This window comes from Variovorax raffinosi, assembly GCF_051216615.1.
In the GTDB taxonomy this organism is placed as follows: domain Bacteria; phylum Pseudomonadota; class Gammaproteobacteria; order Burkholderiales; family Burkholderiaceae_C; genus Variovorax.
This window is the reverse complement of the sequence record NZ_JBPJZR010000014.1, coordinates 151,137-172,433: the sequence shown is the minus strand read 5'-3', so window position 1 is coordinate 172,433 and position 21,297 is coordinate 151,137. Positions and strand designations below refer to the sequence as shown.

The window sequence follows — 21,297 nt, the reverse complement described above, 5'->3', positions numbered from 1 at the left end:
TTCATTCGAGTTCCATGTCTCACATACAGATCACGGGCCTGTCCAAGAAGTACGGCGCCACGCCTGTGTTGCGCGACGTTCACCTGGGCATCGGGGAAGGCGAATTCGTCGTGCTGGTCGGGCCGTCGGGCTGCGGCAAGTCCACGCTGCTGCGCGCCATTGCCGGGCTCGAAACGACGGACGGCGGCACCATCGCGTTCGATGGCGAGGTGGCCAACCATCTGCCGCCGCAGCAGCGCCGGCTGGCCATGGTGTTCCAGAGCTATGCGCTGTACCCGCACATGACGGCGCACGACAACATGGCCTTCGGCCTGCGCGAGCAGCGCCAGAGCGAAACCCTGATCGCCCAGCGCATCGCCAAGGCCTCGGCCGCCTTGCACCTGGACGACTACCTGGGCCGATACCCACGCGAACTCTCGGGCGGCCAGCGCCAGCGAGTGGCGATGGGGCGGGCGATGGTCCGCGAACCGAGGGCCTTTCTGTTCGACGAGCCCTTGTCCAACCTCGATGCGCAACTGCGCGTGCAGATGCGCGCCGAGATCCGCGCGCTGCAGCGGCAACTGGGCACCACCACCGTCTACGTCACGCACGACCAGGAAGAGGCGATGACCATGGCCGACCGCATCGCAGTGCTGCGGGCCGGCCGCATCGAACAGGTGGGCGACCCGTTGACGCTCTACGACGAGCCCGTCAACGAGTTCGTGGCGCGCTTCATCGGCTCGCCGCCGATGAACCTGATCGACGCGCGGTGGGCGCAGGGCGAGCTGTCGCTGGGTGAGGGCGTTCGCCTGCCAGCGCCGCAAGGCCTGGCGGGGCGGCACGACGACGCGGTGCGTCTGGGCGTGCGGCCCGAGCACCTGCTGCTGCGCAGCAGCGACGGCGCCTTGCCGCCGGGCGCGCCGCAGCTTCGGCTGCAGGTGTCGGCGGTGGACTACCTCGGCTCCGTCACCGAGCTGCACGGCACCGTGGCAGGTGCACTCGATACGCGCCCGTGGCTCGCACGGATCGCAGGACGCCACCGCGCCAGTGCGGGCGAGCAGGTGACGCTGACCTGGAACGCATCGCACACCCATCTGTTCGACCCGGCATCGGGCACACGTCTGCAGTCACCGGTTCGCTCCGGCGGCGCGGACTCCATTTCAACCAAGGCAGCAAGGACCTAGCATCGCCATGACCGTCGAATCCATCCAAGAACCCACCACCGCTACCGCAGCGCGCACGCCCGGCGCGCATCCCGCGCTGGCCGAGAAATTCCGCCCCGTCTTCCAGCGCATTGCCGATACGGCACTGGCGCGCGAGCACAACCGGCAGTTGCCCTTCGAGCCCATCGACTGGCTCAAGCAAGCGGGCTTCGGCGCCGTGCGCGTGCCGGTCGAATACGGCGGTGGCGGTGCAACCATTCCGCAGCTTTTCGAGTTGCTGATCGAGCTGGCGCAAGCGGACTCGAACGTACCGCAAGCCTTGCGCGGGCACTTCGCATTCGTGGAAGACCGCCTCAACGCACCGCCCGGCGAAGCGCGCGACGTGTGGCTGCGCCGCTTCGTGAAGGGCGATCTGGTCGGCAATGCCTGGTCCGAAGTCGGTGCGGTCGCCATCGGTGACGTGGGCACCCGGATCTCGCGCAAAGATGGCAACTGGGTGGCCAACGGCCGCAAGTTCTACAGCACCGGCAGCATCTTTGCCGACTGGATCGACCTGTATGCCCGCCGCGCCGACGACAACGCCGACGTGACGGCGGCGGTCAGCACGCATCAGGCCGGTGTCGCGCAGCACGACGACTGGGACGGCTTTGGCCAGCGCACCACCGGCAGCGGTACCTCGGTGTACGAGAACGCCCACATCGACGACGAGAACGTGTTCCCGTTCGAGACGCGCTTCAAGTACCAGACCGCGTTCTACCAACTCTTCCACCTGGCCACGCTGGCCGGCATCGGCCGCGCCATCGAGCGTGACGTGAGCCACGAGGTGCGCAACCGCCAACGCATCTACAGCAACGGCAATGCACAGCACGTGAGCCAAGACGCGCAGATCCTGCAGGTGGTGGGGCAGGTTTCGGCGCTGGCCTATGCCGCGCAGGCCACGGCGTTGCGCGCGACGCTTCCTGCGCAGCGGGCTTACGAGGCACGGCTGAAAGGCGACGACGAAGCCGCCGAAAGGCAAGCCAACATCGATGCCGAGATCGAATCGGCGCAAGGCCAGATCGTCGTGTCCGAACTGGTGCTGCGTGCCGGCACTGATCTGTTCAACGCGCTGGGTGCATCGGCCGCCAGCACCTCGAAGGCACTCGACCGCCACTGGCGCAATGCGCGCACGGTGTCCTCGCACAACCCGACCGTCTACAAGGCCCGCGTCGTCGGCGACTGGCGCGTGAATGGCACCGAGCCGCCCTATGTGTGGCAGATCGGCAATGGCCCCGGTCGCAAGGATGAATCCGCACCGCGTTCCTGACCGCTACCCGTTCTTTTCCCTTTTTCCCCTAGGAGTTCATCATGACCACTGCGACCCTTGACCGTCCCCGCGTCAACTCTTCCGAACCCTTTGCGCCGCGCCCACGCCCGGTGCAACCCGCCCATGTCATCCGCAGCGATGCCGAGGCCGTGACCGTGGCCCGCAAGCTCGCCGCCGAGTTCGGCACCGAATCGGCGCTACGCGACCGCGACGGCCTGCTGCCATTGGCCGAGCTGGATGCCTATTCGCAAAGCGGCCTGTGGGGCATCACCGTACCCAAGGCCTACGGCGGGGCGGGCGTGTCCTTCGCCACGCTGGCCGATGTGATCCGCATCGTGGCGGAAGGCGATTCGAGCATTGCCCAGATCACGCAGAACCATCTGGCGCTGGTCGGCCACATCGACCTCGACGGCACGCCCGAGCAGAAGAAAGAATTGTTCGGCCTGGTGCTGCAAGGCATCCGTTTCGGCAACGCCTTCTCGGAGAAGAACAGCAAGAACGTAGCCGCGTTCGAAACGACGCTGGTGTTCGATGGCGACGACGTCGTGGTCAACGGCCAGAAGTTCTACACCACCGGTGCGCTGCTCTCGCACATCGTGCCCATCGTGGCGGTCGACCCGGTAGAGGGCAAGGGCTATCTGGCTTTTGCCGAACGCGATGCGCCGGGCCTCACGGTGCACAACGACTGGTCGAGCTTCGGCCAGCGCACCACCGCATCGGGCTCCATACACATCGCCAATGTGCGCGTGCCGCGCAGCCGCCTGCTGCCCGTGGCCGCGTTCGACCGGCCTACGGCGGCCGGCGCGATCTCGCAGATCATCCAGGCCGCCATCGACGCAGGCATTGCCGCCGCTGCCATCGCGGAAACCATCGCCTTCGTGCGCACGCGCAGCCGCCCATGGATCGACAGCGGCAAGGAGACCGCCGCCGAAGACCCCTTCACCATCAGCACGATCGGCGACCTGACGCTGCGCCTGCACGCGGCGGAAGCACTGCTGGAGCGCGCGGGCCGTGCCATCGACCGGGCGCTTGCCGACCCCGAAGAGAGCGCCGTCAACGCCGCCACGCTGGCTACGGCCGAAGCCAAGGTGCTGACCACCGAGGTGGCGATCAACGCGACCAACAAGCTCTTCGAGTTGGCCGGCACCCGTTCGACGCTGGCCGAACACAACCTCGACCGCCACTGGCGCAATGCGCGCGTACACACGCTGCATGACCCGGTGCGCTGGAAGTTCTATCACCTGGGCAACTACCAGCTCAACGGCGTGCACCTGCCGCGCCACGCCTGGAGCTGAAGGAGCGACGGCCGACATGAGCAAAACCATCCGCTTCAACGCCTTCGAGATGAACTGCGTGGTGCACCAGTCCCCCGGGCTGTGGTCGCATCCGCGCGATCGATCCTGGGAATACAAGGACCTGCACTACTGGACCGACCTGGCGAAGGTGCTGGAGAAGGGCATCTTCGACGGCATCTTCATCGCGGATGTCATCGGCTACTACGACGTGTACAAGGGCGGCAACTACCACGCACTGCAGCAGGCGGCACAGATCCCCGTCAACGATCCGCTGCAACTGGTCGCGCCCATCGCCATGGTGACCGAGCACCTGGGCATCGGGATCACCGCATCGACCTCGTTCGAGCACCCCTACACCTTTGCGCGGCGGCTCTCCACGGCCGACCACCACTCGAAAGGGCGCCTGGGCTGGAACGTCGTGACCTCGTACCTGGAAAGCGGCGCCAAGAACATCGGCCAGGGCGGGCTGCGCAAGCACGAGAACCGCTACGAGGTTGCGCAGGAGTACGTGCAGGTGCTCTACAAGCTGCTCGAAGGCAGTTGGGAGAGCGATGCCGTGGTGCGCGACCGCCGCTCGGGCATCTTCGCCCACCCTGAAAAGATCCACGAGATCGGACACAAGGGCCAGTACTTCGAGGTGCCCGGCTATCACCTCAGCGAGCCTTCGCCGCAGCGCACGCCCGTGCTCTACCAGGCGGGCGCCTCGGGTTCGGGCAAGGCCTTTGCCGCGCAGCATGCTGAGTGCGTGTTCGTGGCGGCGCCCAGCCAGGGCGTGCTGAAGAACTATGTGCGCGAAGTGCGCGAGCAGGCCGCGGCGGCAGGGCGTGATGCGCGCAAGCTGCTCATCTACAACCTCGTCACCGTGATCGTGGACGAGACCGATGCCAAGGCACAGGCCAAGTTCGAGGACTACAAGCGCTACGTGTCGTATGACGGCGCGCTGGTGTTCATGTCGGGCTGGACGGGCATCGACTTCGGCCAGTACGCGCCGACCGATCTTGTGCGCAGGGTCGAGACCAATGCCATCGTCTCTGCCGTGGAGCACCTGGTCGGAGGCGACAGGTCGTGGACCATCGCGGAGCTGGCCGTGTGGGGGGGAGTGGGCGGCATGGGGCCGGTGTTCGTCGGCTCCGCCAGTACGGTGGCTGACATCCTGCAGCAATGGGTGGAGCACACCGACGTGGACGGGTTCAACCTGGCCTATGCAGTGGCGCACGAGACCTTCGAAGACGTGGTGACGCACCTCGTGCCCGAGTTGCAGCGTCGGGGCGTGTACCCCACGGCCTACCTGCCGGGCACGCTGCGCGAAAAGCTCTTCGGCCAGGGGCCGTTGTTGCCGGACACGCATCCCGCGCATCGCTACCGCGACATCGAGCGCGTGAAGCGCGAAGAGGCTCTGGCAGCGCAAGTCCGCGCTGCCGGACCCGCCGCGTCGTCGCATGCACAAGAGCCGGCGCAGCTCGAACAAGAAGGCTGACCGCTTCGCGCGCACCTCGTGCTGCTGCAAGGGCAGCACTTTCTTTCCATGTTGCTGCTGGGCGTTCATGCGGTGCGCGCATACCGATCTGCTCCAAACAACTATGGCCGCGGCCTTGCTGATCCAGCAGCAACCGACCCGCAGCCTGCTGTCGCTTCAGCAGGCGCCGCAACAGCTATTTCGCTCTAACTCGTTGATTCATAAGGCCATCGGAAGTGGCACGCCATTCGCTTATATGCAGTGCGCCGCGAATGGGTCGCAGCTTCCAAACAGAGGTCATATCAACATGAGCAAGAAACTGAAAGTCGTCGCCGCCTCCGGCAGCCTGCAACGCCCCTCGCGCACGCTGGTGCTGGTCGATCAACTGCTGGCCGCGCTCGGCGATGAAGTCGCCATCGACACGCGCGTGATCTCGCTCGGCGAGATCGGCCCGCAGTTCGCGGGCGTGCTGTATCGCAACCAGTTGCCCGCAGTGGTCGAAGAAAGCATCGCGGCCATCGAGTCCGCCGACCTGCTGCTGGTGGCGAGCCCGGTCTATCGCGGCTCGTACACCGGGCTCTTCAAGCACCTGTTCGACTTCGTGCATCACGAAGCGCTGACCGACAAGCCGGTACTGCTCGCGGCCACCGGCGGCAGCGACCGCCATGCGCTGGTCATCGACCACCAGTTGCGCCCGCTCTTCAGCTTCTTCCAGGCGCGCACGCTGCCCATCGGCGTCTACGCGGTTGAGAAGGATTTCGAGGGCTACGAGATCGCCAACCCCGCGCTGCGCGAACGCATCGCATTGGCCGTGGCGCGTGCCGTGCCCCAACTGCGCGACCTGCGCGATGCCACGCCAGCGGCAGCACCTGCCATCCGCAAGCCCGCGCCCGTGGCGCTGGCCGCCTGAAACCCATCCGCCCGTTCACAGAGAGAGAAAGAGGAACCTTGCCATGAGCCAACCGTCTTCCATCGCCGACCCCGTCAAGTTCGCCTACTGGGTGCCCAACGTCAGCGGCGGTCTCGTGGTCAGCACCATCGAGCAGCGCACCGACTGGAGCCTGGAATACAACCAGCGCCTCGCGCTCGCGGCCGAGAAGGCCGGCTTCGAATACGCGCTGAGCCAGATCCGCTTCACCGCGGGCTATGGCGCGGAGTACCAGCACGAGTCGGTGTCGTTCAGCCAGGCGCTGCTGCATGCGACCACCAAGCTCAAGGTGCTGGCAGCGATCCTGCCCGGTCCGTGGAACCCGGCCGTGGTCGCCAAGCAGATCGCCACCATCGACCACATCTCCAACGGCCGCATCGCGATCAACGTGGTGAGCGGCTGGTTCAAGGGCGAGTTCCAGGCCATCGGCGAGCCGTGGCTGGAGCATGACGAGCGCTATCGCCGATCGAACGAATTCATCCGCGCGCTCAAGGGCATCTGGACGCAGGACAACTTCACCTTCAAGGGCGACTTCTACCGCTTCAGCGACTACACGTTGAGCCCGAAGCCGGTGCAAAAGCCGCACCCCGAGATCTTCCAGGGCGGTAGCTCGCGCGCCGCACGCGACAACGCGGCCAGCGTGTCCGACTGGTACTTCACCAATGGCAACACGCCCGAAGGCCTGAAGGCGCAGATCGACGACATCCAGGCCAAGGCCGCGCAGAACGGCCACACGGTGCGCATCGGCGTGAACGCCTTCGTGATCGCCCGCGACACCGAGGAAGAAGCCAAGACCGTGCTGGCGGACATCATCAAGCACGCGCATGTGGAGGCAGTGCATGCCTTCGGCGACGCGGCCAAGCAGGCCGGCAAGTCGTCGCCCGAAGGCGAGGGCAACTGGGCCAAGTCGACCTTCGAAGACCTCGTGCAATACAACGACGGCTTTCGCACGAACCTCATCGGCACGCCGCAACAGATTGCGGAGCGCATCGTGGCGCTCAAGGCCATCGGCGTTGATCTGATCCTTACCGGGTTCCTGCACTTCATCGAAGAGGTGGAGTACTTCGGCGAGAAAGTGCTGCCGCTGGTGCGCAAGCTCGAAGCCGAGCAGGGCGCAGCGAATGCCGGCAAGCAAAGCAAGCCGGCATTGGAAGCAGTGGCGTGAACCTGGCGATGGCGATGCCCGATCTTTTCTTCGAGGCGGGGCCGGTCTCGCTCGGTGTCGATCCGGTGGCCTTCATGCCGGCGGGCCGTGCGTCGCTGACCGGTGAGGGCGCGACCACCTCGGCGGTGTTGCGGCTGGAAGGCATCGACCTTTCTTTCGGCGGCGTCACTGCGCTGTCGGGCGTTCATCTCTCGATCGCCAAGGGAGAGATCCGCGCCATCATTGGCCCCAACGGTGCGGGCAAAAGCTCACTGGTCAACGTGATCAGCGGGCTGTACCGGCCCGACCGGGGGCGGGTGTGGATCGGCGGGCGCGGCTTCGGCCATGTGCCGACGGCGCGCCTGGCGCGGCTGGGCATTGCACGCACTTTCCAGAACCTCGCGCTGTTCAAGGGCTTGAGCGTGCGCGACAACATCGTGCTGGGCCGTGTGGATGCGGCGCGCTCCACCTTCATCGAACAGCTCATCGGCCTCGGCCGCGCACGGCGTGAACGCGAAGATGGGCGTGCACGGGCCGACGCGATCATCGGTTTTCTCGGGCTGGGCGCCGTGAGCGAGCGGCCGGCCGGCACGTTGGCCTATGGGCTGCAGAAGCGGGTCGAGTTGGCGCGTGCGCTGGTTGCCGCGCCGCAACTGCTGCTGCTCGACGAGCCGATGGCCGGGATGACCGTTACCGAGAAAAGCGAGATGGCGCATTTCGTGCGCGCCGCGCGGGATGAGTTCGGCACCACCATCCTGCTGATCGAGCATGACATCGGCGTGGTGCTGGGCCTGTCAGACCGCGTGGCTGTGCTGGACTATGGCCGGAAGATTGCGGATGGCACGCCGGCTGAAGTGCGCAAGGACCCGGCCGTGATCGATGCCTACCTGGGCGTCGATCACGAGGAGCAGGGCGCATGAGCACGTCCGGTATTTCTCCTTCCCCCTCTGGGGGAAGGCAGGGATGGGGGCTCTGTGCGCTGGATACCGCCGCGTCGATGGAACGGCCTACTGCCCCCACCCCAACCCTCCCCCGGAAGGGGAGGGAGCAAACCCCGAAGGCAGGGGGCCCCCAATGACCACCGCCGACATCAGCTTCTTCGCCGAAGTCCTCATCGGCGGCCTGCTTTCAGGCGTGATGTATTCCCTCGTGGCCATCGGCTTCGTGCTGATCTACAAGACATCGGGCGTACTCAACTTTGCGCAGGGCGCGCAGTTGCTGTTCGCCGCGCTCACCTTCGTGAGCCTGGTCGAGCGCGGCGTGCCATTCGCGCTCGCGCTCGTGCTGACCTTCGCGCTCATGGTGCTGCTGGGCCTGACCATCGAGCGCGCCGTGCTGCGTCCGCTGGTGAATCAGCCGCCGATCACGCTCTTCATGGCGACGCTGGGCCTGTCGTACGTGATCGAGGGCGTTGCGCAACTCGTGTGGGGCACGCAGGTGCACGCGCTGGAACTCGGCATTGCGGACGAGCCGCTGCAGTTCCTCGGCATCATGGTCTCGACCTTCGACCTGTTCGCCGCCGCCACGGCCGGTGTGATGGTCGCGTTGCTCTCGGCCTTCTTCCGCTACACCCGCGTGGGCCTCGCGTTCCGCGCGGTGGCGGACGACACCTACGCCGCCATCGCAGTGGGCCTGCGCCTGCCGCGCATCTGGGCCACGGTGTGGGCTGCGGCCGGCGTCATCGCATTGGTGGCCGGGCTGCTGTGGGGCGCGCGGCTGGGCGTGCAGTTCTCGCTCTCGCTCGTGGTGCTGAAGGCGCTGCCGGTGCTGGTGCTGGGCGGCTTCGACTCGATCCTGGGCGCCATCGTCGGCGGGCTGGTGATCGGCGCGCTGGAGAAGCTGGCCGAGGTGTACATCGGGCCTTTCGTGGGCGGTGGCATCGAGAGCTGGTTCGCCTATGTGGCGGCGCTGGCCTTCCTGCTGATCCGGCCGAGCGGGTTGTTCGGGCAAAAACTTGTCGAAAGGGCTTGAGCGATGAGCACTGTCGCTTTGCCCAAAAGCTTGCCTGTGTGGACCTGGCCAGCCGTCGTGCTGCTTGTCGCTTTCGGCGTCGTGCCATTCGTCGCATCCGGCTATGTGTTCGACGCGCTGCTGATCCCGTTCCTCGCGCTGTCACTCGCGGCAGTCGGGCTCAACCTGCTGACCGGCTACGCGGGGCAGTTGTCGCTGGGCACCGCCGCCTTCATGGCAGTAGGCGCCTTCGCCGCCTACAACTTCAACCTGCGCGTGGAAGGGCTGCCACTGCTCGTGAGCATCGGCCTCGCCGGACTGGCCGCCACGGCCGTAGGCCTGGTGTTCGGCCTGCCGAGCCTGCGGCTGCGCGGCTTCTACCTTGCGGTGTCGACACTCGCGGCGCAGTTCTTCGTGCAATGGGCGCTGACCAAGTTCAGCTGGTTCAGCAACGACAACGCCTCGGGCGTGATCGATGCGCCCGCGCTTGAAGTGGCCGGCATCGTGTTCGACACGCCCGTGGGCCGCTACATCTTCTCGCTGGTCGTGGTGACGGTGTTGACGCTGCTGGCGTGGCGCCTCGTGCGCACGCAGACGGGCCATCACTTCATCGCCGTGCGCGACAACGAACTGGCGGCGCGCGTCATCGGCGTGCCGGTGCTGCGCACCAAGTTGCTGGCGTTCGCTGTGTCGTCTTTCATCGTCGGCGTCGCGGGCGTGCTGTGGGGCTTCGTGTACCTGCGCACCGTGGAGCCGGCGGGCTTCAACCTCGACCGCTCGTTCCAGATCCTGTTCATCGTGATCATCGGCGGGCTCGCGACGATCCGCGGCGCCTTCTTCGGTGCGGCGCTGATCGTGGTGTTTCCGCTGCTGCTTTCGCGCGCCGGCAGCTTTCTCTTCGGCGGCTGGTTCGATTCGGGCGTGCTCGACATGAGCCAGCGCATCGTGCTGGGCGCGCTGATCATTTTCTTTCTGGCCGTGGAGCCGCAGGGGCTGGTCGCCCTCTGGGACCGCGCGCGCAAACGTCTCTCTCCGGCCTGAGCGCACATCTCTCCGATTTTTTTCTTTGCATCGCAGGATGCCTTCATCACCATGTCCTTCATCAAGCACCTGAAAACCGCGGCCCTGGCCGTCACCCTGGCCGCGAGCGGCCTGCAGCTCGCGCATGCCGATGCCAACGAACAGTTCTTCCCGCTACAGAGCTACCGCGTCGGCCCGTATGCGGCCGGCGGCACCGGCTTCTTCGGGGGCTTCATCGATTACCTGAACCTCGTCAACACGCGCGACGGCGGCGTGGGCGGCGTCAAGCTGACCTGGGAAGAGGGCGAGACGCAGTACGAGGTTGAACGCGGCGTGGAGGTGTACGAGCGCCTGAAGCAACGCCCCGGCATCGCCACCTGGAACCCGCTGTCGGTCGGCATCGCCTATGCGCTCATCGACCGCGTGACGGCCGACAAGGTGCCGTTGCTCACCATCAACCACGGGCGGACCGACACCACGGACGGCCGCGTGTTCAAGTACATCTTTCCGCTGCTGCTCAACCCGTACAGCGAAACCTCTGGCATCGTGAACTACATCGCGGGCAAGGAGGGCGGCACCGACAAGCTCAAGGGCAAGAAGATCGTGGTGCTGTATCACGGCTCGCCCTACGGCAAGGAGACCATTCCGGTCTACGAGCTGCTCGCGAAGAAGTACGGCTTCACGCTGCAGCAGATCGAAGTGCCGCATCCGGGCAACGAGCAGCAGTCGCAGTGGCTCACCATCCGCCGCACCAAGCCCGACTACGTGGTGCTGCGCGGCTGGGGCGTGATGAACCCGGTGGCGCTCAAGACGGCGCAGAAGACGGGCTTTCCGGTCGATCACATCGTGGGCAATGTGTGGTCCAACTCCGAGGAAGACGTGATCCCGGCCGGCGACGCAGCCAAGGGTTATGTGGCCATCACCACCGTGGCGGCAGGCGCGCAATACCCGGTGCTGCAGGACATCACGAAGATCGTCTACGGCGCGGGCAAGGGCAACCTGCAGGACACCAAGCGCATCGGCAGCGTCTATCACAACCTCGGCGTGCTCAACGGCATCCTGAACGTCGAGGCCATCCGCATCGCACAGGCGAAGTTCGGCAAGCGCACGCTGACCGGCGACGAAATCCGCTGGGGCCTGGAAAACCTCAAGATCGACGAGGCACGCGCCGCCGCGCTCGGCGCCAAGGGCCTGTTCCATTCGATCAACGTGACCTGGGACAACCACGAGGGCGACGGCCGCGTGGCCTTCCAGCAGTGGGACGGCAGCAAGTGGAACGTGGTGTCCGATTGGATCGCGCCTGACTGGAAGCTGCTGCGGCCGATCATCGAAAAATCTTCGCTCGCCTATGCGAAGGAGAAGAACGTCAAGGTGCGCAAGAGCATCGACGACTGATGGCAAGCGGTAGAAGGACGCACTGAAATGACCACGCCCTTGCTGCGCATCGAAGCCGTCGAGGCGGCGTACCAGCGCTCCATCGTTGCGCTGCACGGCGTGAGCCTCGATGTGCGCGCCGGTGAAATCCATGCGCTGCTCGGCGCCAACGGCGCGGGCAAGTCGACCACGCTCAAGGCGGTGTCGAACCTGCTGCCGGCCGAGCGCGGGCAGGTCACGACCGGGCGCATCGTGTTCGACGGGCACGAGGTCGGCCGCACCAGCCCGGCCGATCTGGTGAGGCTCGGCTTGGTGCAGGTGCTGGAGGGGCGCCACTGCTTTCGCAGCCTCACGGTGGAAGAGAACCTGCTGACCGGCGCACTCGGCCGCAGCGCCCGGCGCTCAGAGGCCGCTGAAGACCTCGCGCGTGTCTACGCGATCTTTCCGAAGCTCAAGGACAGGCGAAAGACCCTCGCGGGCCTGAGTTCCGGCGGTGAACAGCAGATGACGGCCATCGGCCGCGCGCTGATGTCGCGGCCCCGGCTGCTGGTGCTGGACGAACCCTCGATGGGCCTTGCGCCGCTGGTGGTGCGCGACATCTTCGAGCAACTGCGGCGGCTCAACCGCGAAGAGGGCCTGTCGATCCTTGTGGCGGAGCAGAACTCCACCGTGGCGCTGCGGTACGCCGACCGCGCGACCGTGCTCGATGCCGGCATCGCGGTGTTGAGCGGCGACGCGCAGGCCCTGCGCCAGCGCGCCGACATCCAGTCCTTCTATTTCGGCGAAGGCGTTGCGGCCGCAGCCGTTACTTGAGCCATACCCGCCGCAGCCCCTGCCAGGCGCTCACAAGGCAAAGCCCTGCGGAGACAACCAGCCAGGCCGTGCGGGCCGGACTCCAGTCGGGATGAGACAGTTCGAAGGAGAGTCTCACGATCGATACAAGCAGCACCGCCAGGATCGCAAGCACCACTGCCGCCACTCGCTTGAAGCGCGGCGCGATGGGCGTGCCCAGCACGATGACCAGAAAGGGGACCACCACGGCGTTGAACGTATGGATCAGCCATGGCAGCACGAATTTCTCCACGGCTTCCCCGGTGGATGGGGCGATCGTCGACAACGCCATCAGGAACAGGAATTGAGAGAGCACCGCAATGCCGAGTGCTGCGGGAATCAGCAGTGCCCATCTGACAACGGATTGGGTACGGCCTGGCGTCCTGAACCACCGCGCAACGCGGTCGATGGGTGCTTCTTGATGCGTACGAACGGGAGGTTGCATTGCTTCAGTCCTGTTTGTCTGACGATCCTGCCGCGTTCGTCATCGATGCTTCGAGCAGGAAGTCGCTGACCTCATCGGAGAAAACGCAGCGCTGCCCGTTCATGAGCACGCTGCTCGCGCTTGCCGGGTCTGGCCGCGCGGTCGGCATGCCGTGCGCAACCAGTGCCTTCGCACAACCGAGCCAGTCGCCGCCTTCGACAGGCTCGTTGACTGAAGCCCATGACAGCGTGCCGCAGGCGTTGTCGCCATAGCCATGCGGCGCCTTCCAGTCGGCGCCGTGTTCCAGCAGGAACTGGGTGAGTCCGGCGTCGCCACGGAACACGGCCTTGTTGAGTGCCGATGCGTCCCAGTCGCCACCGCGGATTTCCATAGGCCAGCCCATCTCGACCATGAGCTTCACTGCATCGCTGCAACCTTGGGCCGCGAGTTCGGGCAACAGGCGCAACTGCTTGTCGGAGAGCGTGCCGATGAGCCCGGGGTGCGCTGCGTGAATGCGCCGGGCCGCTGCCTCATCGCCTGCGGCACAGGCGGCGATGAATTCTTCTTCCACCGGCAGCGGTGCGCCTCCACCAGCCTGCTGCAGCAGACGGGCCACCTCGGGCAGCCCGAAGCGCAGGGCCACGGTGTATGCGGGGATGCCGTCGGAGGTGACTGCGGCGGGGTTTGCACCGGCAGCCAGCAACGCCTCGATGTGCGCGGGCGAACGCCGCCGCCGGATCGCCCACAGCAGCGGCGAACCCCAGTCCGTGATGGGCTGGTTCCCGGCCGCCTCGTTCGCGTCGCCTCCATGTGCCAGCAGCAGTCGCAGCGCATCGACCGCATCGAGGTCCAGCACGCGATAGAGCGCGTTCGTGCCGGTGACGCGCGCTCCCGCTTGGAGCAGAAGCCGCGTGCAGTCGGTGTTGTCGAGCGAGTGATAGAGCGATTCGCCATCGTTCGGATCGGCGCCGGCATCGAGCAGGAGCTTGGTGAGCATCGGGTCATGGTTCTGGCCGGCGGCGCCATAGAGCGCCGAGATGCGTGCGCTTTCGTCCGGTGCTTCAAGCGATGCAGGCGGCCAGCGGTTGCCGATCGACTGGTTCGCATCGGCGCCGGCCGCGAGCAGCAAGCTGGCGCAGGCATGCAGGCGCTCGCGGAACTCCGGGCGTTGCATCAGGCCGGAATGCGTGACGGCCACAAGCGGCACAAGCCCTAGCGGCCCGCCCGCGCGGTGGACCCAGCCCGGATCGCGTTCGGTCGTGCGGCGCAGCAGGGCTTCGTCGCCGATGGCGCAGCCAAGGTAGGGGTCGTCGCCCAGCAGGCCCGGGCTTTCTTCCAGCAGGCGCAGGGCCACGGAGGGCTGGGCCCGGTTAGACCCGCCGGCGATGTCACCGGCATAGACAAGGCGCAGCCAATGCAGGACCGACTTCACCGGATCGTCCGCTTGCGCCCGGCGCGCGAGCACAAAACCGTTCAGGTCTGCCCACGACGCGAAACCGTATTCACGCGCGATGCATGACTGCGCATCGTGAAGGCGCAAGCCGAGGGCGGCGATGGCGGTATCGCTCTTGTTCGCGGCGGCCGGCAAGGCGTCGCGGAATCGGGCGAGGGCGGTGGGGTCGTTGTTTCGACAAAGAACAAGCAGCGCCTTGGCTTGCTTCTTCAGATGGTCGATGTCGGGCCGGGCGGGAATGCGTTTCACATGAACCTCCGTGCATCAGATGCCGATGGCCCGCAAATCCGGCTGCACAAAAGGTGGATGGATTGGCATATGAAGACAACAAGTGGGTTCAACCCTTCCCGCGGGCCCGGGCGCGGCTTGTACCGCGGCCGGTATGGTAGTGCATTCTCCCGGCGCCCCCGCGTGCCAGGCGGCTCAGAAGTCGTGCACGTTCCACTCGTACGCGATGGCGATCTCGCCCAGCAACTGCAGCCGCGTGGGCGGCTGCGAGGCCAGCGCCTCGAGCAGCTTGGCGTTGAAGCCCGACAGCGTGGCCTTGGCTGCGTCGGCGAACTCGCCGCTGATGCCCTGGTCTTCGTAGGTGCGAACGTACGACTGCGCCGCAATGCCGACCACGAAGTAGAGGCCGGCATTCTCGGGGTCGGCCTTCATGAGGTCGAAGGCGTCCTTGTAGAACGACTTGAAGGCGTCGGTGCCGGAGGGGGCGCTGTCGAAACGCTGTGCGATGTCCTGGAATGCCATGTGTCGAGCTCCTGTGTGTCTGTCTATCTATCTATCTATCTATTTATCTGCTTGTCTGACTGTCTAGGCGTGAGCGGTGGTGCCTTGCGCCGGCGGCGTGGCGCCCAGGCCGCCATGGGCCTGCGACCAGCCGGCCGGGTCGGCCAGGAAGTCATGCAGTTCGCCGAGCGCGGCGGCGTTGAAGTCGCCGCGCTCGCGCGCCACGGCCAGCACGTCGTGCCAGGTCGCCAGCGCATGAACCCGCACGTCGAGCGGGGCCAGCAGTGGCGCGGTCGGGAATGTGCCGTAGTCGAACACCACGAAGATGTCGGCAACGCGCGCACCGGCCTCGGCCAGTGCACGGCAAAAGCGCAGCTTGGAATGACCCGCGGCCATCAGGTCGTCGACCAGCAGTACCCGGCCGCCGGGCTGTACCGTGCCCTCGACCTGGCCTTGCGCCGCCGCGCGCTTGCGCACGTACTGCAATGGCAGATCGAGCGCCTGGGCGATCCATGCAGCCAATGCGATGCCGCTGGCCTCGCCACCGGCCACCGAGGCCAGGCCGGTGGTGGCGCCGCGCGAGGCGAGCAGGGCGATACCGTGCGCCACGAGGTCGCGGCGCAGCACCGGATACGAGATGAGCCGGCGGCAGTCCATGTAGACCGGGCTGGCCCAGCCCGAAGGCAATCGATAGGGCTCGTCGGTGCGCACACTGACGCAGCCTGCATCGATCAGGCTGGCCGCCACGCGATGGGCAGTGGAATCGGACAAGGCGGCTCCTGTTGTGTCGTCGGTCAATGAATGCGCTCCAGCAGCCTGCGAAGGTGCTGTGCACCGACGCGGCCCTTGTAGGCGCTCTTCCAGAGCCGCGCAATCATGTCCTCGTGCATGCGCACCGCTTCAGGCGAGGCCGTCACCGTGGCGATGCCGTTGCGCACGTTGGGCAGTTCGCCGAGCCGGAACGGGCTCACGGCCAGCACCGCGTGTTTCGGGCCCGAGAACAACTGGAAGGTCGAGGCCGGCATGGCGTCGTCGATCAGGCCGATCTGCACGTGGAAGGGTTCGCTGTCCATCAGGTCGGCGATCCTGACCACTTCGCGGCGCGCGGCCTGCACGCGCTCGGCGCGAACTTTCGCCGGCAGGTCGACGCGGCCCACCAGCCCGGTTTGCACGAAGCGCTCCAGCTCGCGCAGGCCGATCAGGCTCACGATCTGCGGCTTGCGCTTCTCGAAGAATGCTTTTCGCTCGGCCATGATCTGCAGCATCTTGTCGATGTCGGCAGCCTTCGGGCCTTTGCCCGGCGCGCGCGGTGAGGCTTCGAGAAGCATCTCGCGCAGATGCGGCAGGTAGTCGTCGGAGGTCAGCAGCAGCGAGATGGGCTCGAAGTGCGCAAGGATGCGATCCGAGTTTTCTTCGAGCTGGCGCATGCGCTCGAACAGGCCCAGCGCGGTGCCGTAGTACTCGACCTCCACGCCGAGCAGCGACGCGAGCGAGGTGTCGAGCAGCGTGGCAAGCCGCTCCAGCGTTTCGATCTTGACGATCTCGCCCTTTTCCATGCGATAGACCACCGCGCGCGAAATACCCAACTGCTCGGCCACGTCTTCGGCCAACAGCGACGCACCGATGCGGTAGGCCCGCAGGCGATCGCCCAGCGCGGCGTAGTCGATGGAGGTCCTGAACGTTTCGGTTGGTTTTGCTGCCATCTCTTTTTACTGCTCAGGGATCGAAAAAGGCACTATAGGCGAGTGTGTTGGCGCAACAGTGAACATGGCCTTACAACTGCCGGGACGTGCGGCCCATCGATCAAGACAACGAAGGTTCATGCAGGCGAATCCAGTTGCTCCAGGGCACCGCCGAGCGCCTGAACGCCCAGCATGAAGTCGGCCATGTCCATCGCCTCGTGCGGATTGTGCGAACCATTCTGGTTGCGCACGAACAGCATGCTGCTCGGAATGCCGGCATTGGCGAACAGGGATGCGTCGTGGCCCGCGCCACTCGGAATGACCTCGAACGGCACGTCGAGGCCGCCGCAGGCCTTCGAGAGCACGCCGCAGATGCGTTCGTTCATCGTCGCCGGCTCGCTCGTCAGGCGGCGGTCGAACGCGAAGCCCACGCCGCGCTCGCGTTCGATGGCGGTGCACTCGGTGCGCATCAGTTGGTAGAAGGCTTCGAGCGTGTCGACGCTCTTGCTGCGGACCTCGAGGCTGAAGCTCACGCGCCCGGGGATGCGCGAGATCGAATGCTCGGCCGCGTCGGTCTGCACGATACCCGTGGTGACCACCAGATCGGTGCCGCGCTCCAGCAGAACGCGCCAGTGCTCGTCGATGCGCATGATCAGGTCGGCCACCGCGAACATCGCGTCATGGCGCAGCCAGCGCGGCACCACGCCCGAGTGTTGTGCGTCGCCGGTGCACACGATGCGGTTGTGTCGTACGTTGCCGCGAATGCCCGACACCACCGCCAGCGGCAATTGCCGCGCGACCATCACCGGCCCCTGCTCGATGTGCAGCTCCATGTACGCCTTCACACGCGACTTGTCGAAGAGCGTCTGCTGTGCGCCGATGGCATCGACGTCGGCACCGGCCTTGCGCATGCACTCGGCCATGGTCTCGCCGGTGTTGCGCTGCCTGAGTTCGAGGTCGGCCTCGCCGATCTTTCCGAACAGCGCGCCGGAGCCCATGTAGGCCTTGCCGAACCATGCGCTTTCCTCACCGCGAAAGGCCAGCACTTCCAGCGCGAGTCCGGCGGTGTGGCCTTCGCGCCGGCGTGCGACCAGGCACAACAGTCCGGCGATCACACCCGCCAGCCCGTCGAAGTTGCCGCCTTGCGGCACCGAGTCGATGTGCGAGCCGATCCACGCGACAGGCGCATCGGGCGCCGTACCGGGCAGCCGGAACACGATGTTGGCGGCCCGGTCGGGCTCGGCCTCCAGGCCCTCGCTGCGCGCGAAATCGCACAGGTACTCAGCCGTTGCCGACTCGCCGCGTCCGTAGCTCTCGCGCGTGACGCCCACGCCGTCGAAGGACAGGGCCCGCACCTCGTTGAACAGCTTCTCCGCGAGCGGGCGCAGTGCAAGAAAATCCATCGCTGCGCCCCTAGCCGGACTGCTGCGCAAAGCGCAGCCAGCGGTCCGACAGTTGCCGGTCGAGCTTCACCTGGCCCGTGAGGTCGCGCACATGCGCCACGCCCATCTCGCGGCAGTAGGCCTGCAGCCCCTCGATGATCTTCTGCATCACGCCGGGGTCGACGAACGAGGCGGTGCCCACCTGCACCGCGCTCGCGCCGGCCAGCATGAATTCCACCGCGTCATCCGCGCTGGAGATGCCACCGCAGCCGATGACAGGGATGCGCACGCTGCGGTAGCACTGGTGCACCATGCGCAGCGCGATCGGCTTGATGGCCGGACCCGAGAGGCCGCCCATCACGTTGCCGAGCTTCGGCTTGCGCGTGCGCGCATCGATTGCCATGCCGAGCACGGTGTTGCCCATCACCAGTGCGTCGGCGCCGGCTTCCTCGGCGGCCTTGGCCACGGCGGCGATGTGCGACGCGTTGGGCGTGAGCTTGGCCCAGAAGGGGTGACGGGTCTTGCGGCGGATGGCGCTCACCACTTTGTAGGTGGTCTCGGGTGTCATCGCGAAGGCCATGCCGTCGGCCTCCAGGTTGGGGCAGGAGATGTTGGCCTCGATCACGGCCACTTCGGGCAGCGACATTTCGGCCACCGCTTCGGCGAACTCGTCCACCGTGTCGGCCGAGATGGAGACCACCACCGGTGTGTCGAAGCAGGTGTAGGCGGGCAGCACCTCGCGGCGGTAATGATCCAGGCCCTTGCTCGGGATGCCGATCGAATTGAGCATGCCGGCGTGGGTCTCGGTCACGCGCGGCGTGGGGTTGCCCGCACGGCTGGCGGGCGACACGCTCTTGATCACCAGCGCGCCGAGCCGGTTCAGGTCGAGGGCCTCGCTGTACTCGATGGCGAAGCAGCCCGAGGCCGGCATCACCGGGTTGCGCAGGTCGAGTTCTCCGATGCGGACGTTGAGATCAGCCAAACTCCACCTCCCCGACGACGTCGCGGATGGGAAACACCGGGCCTTCGCGGCAGACGCGAAGGAATTGCTTGTCGCCGTCCTTGTCGAACAGTCGCACGCACGACAGGCACACGCCCATGCCGCAAGCCATGCGCTGCTCCATCGCCACCTCGCCGCGGGTGCGCGGGTAGTCTTCGAGCACGCGCTGCAGCAGCATCAGGATGCGGTGCGAGCCGCAGGTGTAGACCACGTCGTGGTGCGCCGCGTCGAGCAGGCCGCGCAGCAGAACGTCCATGGCCTCGACCGACGAACTGCCGTCGCTGTCGTACACGCAGTGCACGTCGGCCTCGATGCCGCGCAGGAACTCGTCGCGCATCAGGTCTTTCGGTGCACGGGCCGACATGACGGCGGTGATTTTCACGCCGGCCTTGGCGGCCTGCTGCAGCAGCGGCGCCATGGTGGCCAGACCCACGCCGCGCGCCACCACGAGGATGCGCTCGAAGTCTTGCGCCATCGCGAAGGTGTTGCCCAGCGGGCCCACGATGTCCATGTGGCCACCGACTTCCAGGCCTGCCAGCGCGCGGGTGCCGATGCCAGCGACGTTGTAGAGGAACTCGATGGTGCCCGCCTCGGGCCCCACGCCGTACACGCTCATGGGGCGCAGCAGAAAGGGCTGCAAGCCTTGCGTCTGCGGGCAGCGCAACTGGTAGAACTGGCCGGGTTTCGTGGTGCCGGCCAGATCGGCCCCCTCGGAGACAGCCGACAGGCGCAGATAACGGTAGCGGTCGTTCACCCAGCGGTGCTCGGCCACCTCGCAGCGGTGCGAGGAGACGCTGTCGGCGTTGCGCTGGAAGCAGGCCGGGGCCTGTTCCATCACTTGGGTCTGCGCGAAGTTCATTCGAGCTCCTTGCCCTTGAGTTCCGGAATCAGGAAGAGGGTGGCAAGCATGTCGAGCACGTAGATGGAGGCGAGCAGCGCGATGGCCACCTGGAACGAGTAGGCGGTGGCCAGCGCGCCGACCACCACCGGCCCGAAGCCGCCAATGCCGCGCCCGATGTTGAACAGCACGTTCTGCGCGGTGGCGCGGGCCTCGGTCGGGTAGGCCTCGGACATCAGCGCGCCGTAGCCGCCGAGCATGCCGTTCACGAACATGCCCATCACCGCACCGGTCCACAGCATCCACACCGGGTCGGAGAGCTGCGAGTACGTGAGCACCATGGCCACGGCGCCGACCTGGAACAGCAGAAAGCTGGGCTTGCGGCCGATGCGATCCGCGAGTTGGCCGAACACGAAGATGCCGACCATCATCCCGAGGATGGTCACCGAGGTCCACAACGCCGACTTGGTGAGATTGAAGCCGAGCTTGTTCGCAAGGAAGCTCGGCATCCAGATCATGATGCCGTAGTAGCCGAAGTTCTGGACCCCGCAGAGCGTGACGATGCCCAGGCTGGTGCGCGCGGTGCGGCCGTCTTTCACGAGCAGCTTGAACGCCTTGAGCTTCGAGCCCTTGGCCATTGGGCGGCGCACGAACACCTCGGGCTCGTGCAGCCTGTTGCGGATGACCCAGGCCACGATGGCCGGGACCACGCCGATCAGGAACATGCCGCGCCAGCCGATGTGCGGCAGCAGCAGTGGCGTGAGCAAGGCGGCGCCCAGCACGCCGGTCTGCCAGCCCAGCGCCACGTAGGACGACACGCGCGCCCGGTGCTTCGCGGGCCAGGCCTCGGCAGCCAGCGCCATGCCGATGCCGAACTCGCCGCCCAGGCCGATGCCCGCGAGCGTGCGGTAGGCCAGCAGGTCCCAGTAGCCTTGCGCGAAGGCACACAGACCGGTGAACACGGCGAACATCACGATGGTCCAGGTCAGCACCCGGATGCGGCCGTAGTAGTCGGACAGCGAACCGAAGACGATGCCACCGGCCACCGCGCCCACGAGCGTCCAGGTGACGAGCGAACCGGCCTGGCCTGGCGTGAGATGCAAGTCGGCCGAGATGGCCGAGAGCATGAAGCCAAGGATCAGCAGGTCGAAGCCGTCCATGGCGTAGCCGACGGCCGATCCGGCCAGGGCCTTCCAGCCGTAGCCGGTTACCTTGTCTTTGCCGGCGGTCGTTGCATTGCCGTTGGCGGCTGACACCGCGTTGTCCACTCTTGCTTCCACGTCGTGGTCTCCAAGCTGTGCGCGATGAAGTCCGCGCCTGGGGTTTGTTCAGGTTCTGATCTT

20 protein-coding genes are annotated in these 21,297 nt (G+C 66.3%); 11 read left to right on the top strand and 9 right to left on the bottom strand.

Annotated elements, in window-relative coordinates:
* The first annotated feature begins 14 nt into the window (after nucleotides 1-14).
* The 11 genes from ACSFB7_RS31645 (at nucleotide 15) to ACSFB7_RS31595 (ending at nucleotide 12,428) form a co-directional block, all read left to right on the top strand.
* On the top strand, nucleotides 15-1,163 hold the full coding sequence (locus ACSFB7_RS31645) for an ABC transporter ATP-binding protein (protein WP_435476299.1): 1,149 nt from the start codon (nucleotides 15-17) through the stop codon (nucleotides 1,161-1,163).
* A 7-nt stretch (nucleotides 1,164-1,170) separates the two neighbouring features.
* The gene (locus ACSFB7_RS31640; RefSeq protein ID WP_435476298.1) at nucleotides 1,171-2,448 is read left to right on the top strand and encodes an acyl-CoA dehydrogenase family protein; all 1,278 of its coding nucleotides are present in this window, start codon (nucleotides 1,171-1,173) and stop codon (nucleotides 2,446-2,448) included.
* A gap of 41 nt (nucleotides 2,449-2,489) precedes the next feature.
* Nucleotides 2,490-3,743, top strand: coding sequence for an SfnB family sulfur acquisition oxidoreductase (locus tag ACSFB7_RS31635; protein ID WP_435476297.1), 1,254 nt, complete (start codon nucleotides 2,490-2,492; stop codon nucleotides 3,741-3,743).
* Between the two features lie 16 nt (nucleotides 3,744-3,759).
* The gene (locus ACSFB7_RS31630; protein ID WP_435476296.1) at nucleotides 3,760-5,220 is read left to right on the top strand and encodes an LLM class flavin-dependent oxidoreductase; all 1,461 of its coding nucleotides are present in this window, start codon (nucleotides 3,760-3,762) and stop codon (nucleotides 5,218-5,220) included.
* Between the two features lie 286 nt (nucleotides 5,221-5,506).
* Entirely contained in the window at nucleotides 5,507-6,109 is a 603-nt protein-coding gene (gene msuE, locus ACSFB7_RS31625) for an FMN reductase (protein WP_435476295.1), read from the top strand.
* A gap of 43 nt (nucleotides 6,110-6,152) precedes the next feature.
* Complete coding sequence (gene sfnG, locus ACSFB7_RS31620; protein WP_435476294.1) at nucleotides 6,153-7,292, top strand: dimethylsulfone monooxygenase SfnG; 1,140 nt, start codon at nucleotides 6,153-6,155, stop codon at nucleotides 7,290-7,292.
* A gap of 74 nt (nucleotides 7,293-7,366) precedes the next feature.
* Entirely contained in the window at nucleotides 7,367-8,191 is an 825-nt protein-coding gene (locus ACSFB7_RS31615; RefSeq protein WP_435476330.1) for an ABC transporter ATP-binding protein, read from the top strand.
* 169 nt (nucleotides 8,192-8,360) lie between these two features.
* Entirely contained in the window at nucleotides 8,361-9,242 is an 882-nt protein-coding gene (locus ACSFB7_RS31610) for a branched-chain amino acid ABC transporter permease (protein WP_435476329.1), read from the top strand.
* Between the two features lie 3 nt (nucleotides 9,243-9,245).
* Nucleotides 9,246-10,262, top strand: coding sequence for a branched-chain amino acid ABC transporter permease (locus ACSFB7_RS31605; protein ID WP_435476293.1), 1,017 nt, complete (start codon nucleotides 9,246-9,248; stop codon nucleotides 10,260-10,262).
* Nucleotides 10,263-10,313: 51 nt separating this feature from the next.
* Complete coding sequence (locus ACSFB7_RS31600) at nucleotides 10,314-11,636, top strand: ABC transporter substrate-binding protein (RefSeq protein ID WP_435476292.1); 1,323 nt, start codon at nucleotides 10,314-10,316, stop codon at nucleotides 11,634-11,636.
* A 27-nt stretch (nucleotides 11,637-11,663) separates the two neighbouring features.
* Nucleotides 11,664-12,428, top strand: a complete 765-nt coding sequence (locus ACSFB7_RS31595; RefSeq protein ID WP_435476291.1) for an ABC transporter ATP-binding protein — start codon at nucleotides 11,664-11,666, stop codon at nucleotides 12,426-12,428.
* Here the strand turns inward: ACSFB7_RS31595 and ACSFB7_RS31590 are convergent.
* The 9 genes from ACSFB7_RS31590 to ACSFB7_RS31550 all read right to left on the bottom strand — a co-directional run bounded on the left by ACSFB7_RS31590 (nucleotide 12,421) and on the right by ACSFB7_RS31550 (nucleotide 21,210).
* Nucleotides 12,421-12,891 carry a hypothetical protein gene (locus tag ACSFB7_RS31590; protein WP_435476290.1) on the bottom strand — a complete coding sequence of 157 codons (471 nt, stop codon included), beginning with the start codon at nucleotides 12,889-12,891 and terminating at the stop codon, nucleotides 12,421-12,423. The genes ACSFB7_RS31595 and ACSFB7_RS31590 overlap by 8 nt on opposite strands.
* Before the next feature lie 4 nt (nucleotides 12,892-12,895).
* Nucleotides 12,896-14,572: an ankyrin repeat domain-containing protein gene (locus ACSFB7_RS31585; RefSeq protein WP_435476289.1), complete on the bottom strand. Its 1,677-nt coding sequence runs from the start codon at nucleotides 14,570-14,572 to the stop codon at nucleotides 12,896-12,898.
* Between the two features lie 174 nt (nucleotides 14,573-14,746).
* A complete protein-coding gene (locus tag ACSFB7_RS31580; protein ID WP_435476288.1) occupies nucleotides 14,747-15,073 on the bottom strand; it encodes a hypothetical protein in 327 nt (108 codons plus the stop codon).
* Nucleotides 15,074-15,136: 63 nt separating this feature from the next.
* Nucleotides 15,137-15,823, bottom strand: coding sequence for an orotate phosphoribosyltransferase (locus ACSFB7_RS31575; protein WP_435476287.1), 687 nt, complete (start codon nucleotides 15,821-15,823; stop codon nucleotides 15,137-15,139).
* Between the two features lie 23 nt (nucleotides 15,824-15,846).
* The gene (locus ACSFB7_RS31570; RefSeq protein ID WP_435476286.1) at nucleotides 15,847-16,755 is read right to left on the bottom strand and encodes a helix-turn-helix domain-containing protein; all 909 of its coding nucleotides are present in this window, start codon (nucleotides 16,753-16,755) and stop codon (nucleotides 15,847-15,849) included.
* A gap of 116 nt (nucleotides 16,756-16,871) precedes the next feature.
* The gene (locus ACSFB7_RS31565) at nucleotides 16,872-18,137 is read right to left on the bottom strand and encodes a hydantoinase/carbamoylase family amidase (RefSeq protein WP_435476284.1); all 1,266 of its coding nucleotides are present in this window, start codon (nucleotides 18,135-18,137) and stop codon (nucleotides 16,872-16,874) included.
* Nucleotides 18,138-18,147: 10 nt separating this feature from the next.
* Nucleotides 18,148-19,098: a dihydroorotate dehydrogenase gene (locus tag ACSFB7_RS31560; RefSeq protein ID WP_435476283.1), complete on the bottom strand. Its 951-nt coding sequence runs from the start codon at nucleotides 19,096-19,098 to the stop codon at nucleotides 18,148-18,150.
* Nucleotides 19,091-19,975: a dihydroorotate dehydrogenase electron transfer subunit gene (locus tag ACSFB7_RS31555; protein WP_435476282.1), complete on the bottom strand. Its 885-nt coding sequence runs from the start codon at nucleotides 19,973-19,975 to the stop codon at nucleotides 19,091-19,093. Before ACSFB7_RS31555 ends, ACSFB7_RS31560 begins: the two co-directional genes overlap by 8 nt.
* Nucleotides 19,972-21,210: an MFS transporter gene (locus ACSFB7_RS31550; RefSeq protein ID WP_435476328.1), complete on the bottom strand. Its 1,239-nt coding sequence runs from the start codon at nucleotides 21,208-21,210 to the stop codon at nucleotides 19,972-19,974. The genes ACSFB7_RS31555 and ACSFB7_RS31550 overlap by 4 nt, the downstream gene beginning before the upstream one ends.
* Nucleotides 21,211-21,297: the final 87 nt, after the last annotated feature.

Coding starts and splice junctions, on each gene's coding strand:
- ACSFB7_RS31645 (WP_435476299.1), top strand. CDS start 15: ATGTCTCACATACAGATCACGGGCCTGTCCAAGAAGTACGGCGCCACG.
- ACSFB7_RS31640 (WP_435476298.1), top strand. CDS start 1,171: ATGACCGTCGAATCCATCCAAGAACCCACCACCGCTACCGCAGCGCGC.
- ACSFB7_RS31635 (WP_435476297.1), top strand. CDS start 2,490: ATGACCACTGCGACCCTTGACCGTCCCCGCGTCAACTCTTCCGAACCC.
- ACSFB7_RS31630 (WP_435476296.1), top strand. CDS start 3,760: ATGAGCAAAACCATCCGCTTCAACGCCTTCGAGATGAACTGCGTGGTG.
- msuE (WP_435476295.1), top strand. CDS start 5,507: ATGAGCAAGAAACTGAAAGTCGTCGCCGCCTCCGGCAGCCTGCAACGC.
- sfnG (WP_435476294.1), top strand. CDS start 6,153: ATGAGCCAACCGTCTTCCATCGCCGACCCCGTCAAGTTCGCCTACTGG.
- ACSFB7_RS31615 (WP_435476330.1), top strand. CDS start 7,367: ATGCCGGCGGGCCGTGCGTCGCTGACCGGTGAGGGCGCGACCACCTCG.
- ACSFB7_RS31605 (WP_435476293.1), top strand. CDS start 9,246: ATGAGCACTGTCGCTTTGCCCAAAAGCTTGCCTGTGTGGACCTGGCCA.
- ACSFB7_RS31600 (WP_435476292.1), top strand. CDS start 10,314: ATGTCCTTCATCAAGCACCTGAAAACCGCGGCCCTGGCCGTCACCCTG.
- ACSFB7_RS31595 (WP_435476291.1), top strand. CDS start 11,664: ATGACCACGCCCTTGCTGCGCATCGAAGCCGTCGAGGCGGCGTACCAG.
- ACSFB7_RS31590 (WP_435476290.1), bottom strand. CDS start 12,891: ATGCAACCTCCCGTTCGTACGCATCAAGAAGCACCCATCGACCGCGTT.
- ACSFB7_RS31580 (WP_435476288.1), bottom strand. CDS start 15,073: ATGGCATTCCAGGACATCGCACAGCGTTTCGACAGCGCCCCCTCCGGC.
- ACSFB7_RS31570 (WP_435476286.1), bottom strand. CDS start 16,755: ATGGCAGCAAAACCAACCGAAACGTTCAGGACCTCCATCGACTACGCC.
- ACSFB7_RS31565 (WP_435476284.1), bottom strand. CDS start 18,137: ATGGATTTTCTTGCACTGCGCCCGCTCGCGGAGAAGCTGTTCAACGAG.
- ACSFB7_RS31555 (WP_435476282.1), bottom strand. CDS start 19,975: ATGAACTTCGCGCAGACCCAAGTGATGGAACAGGCCCCGGCCTGCTTC.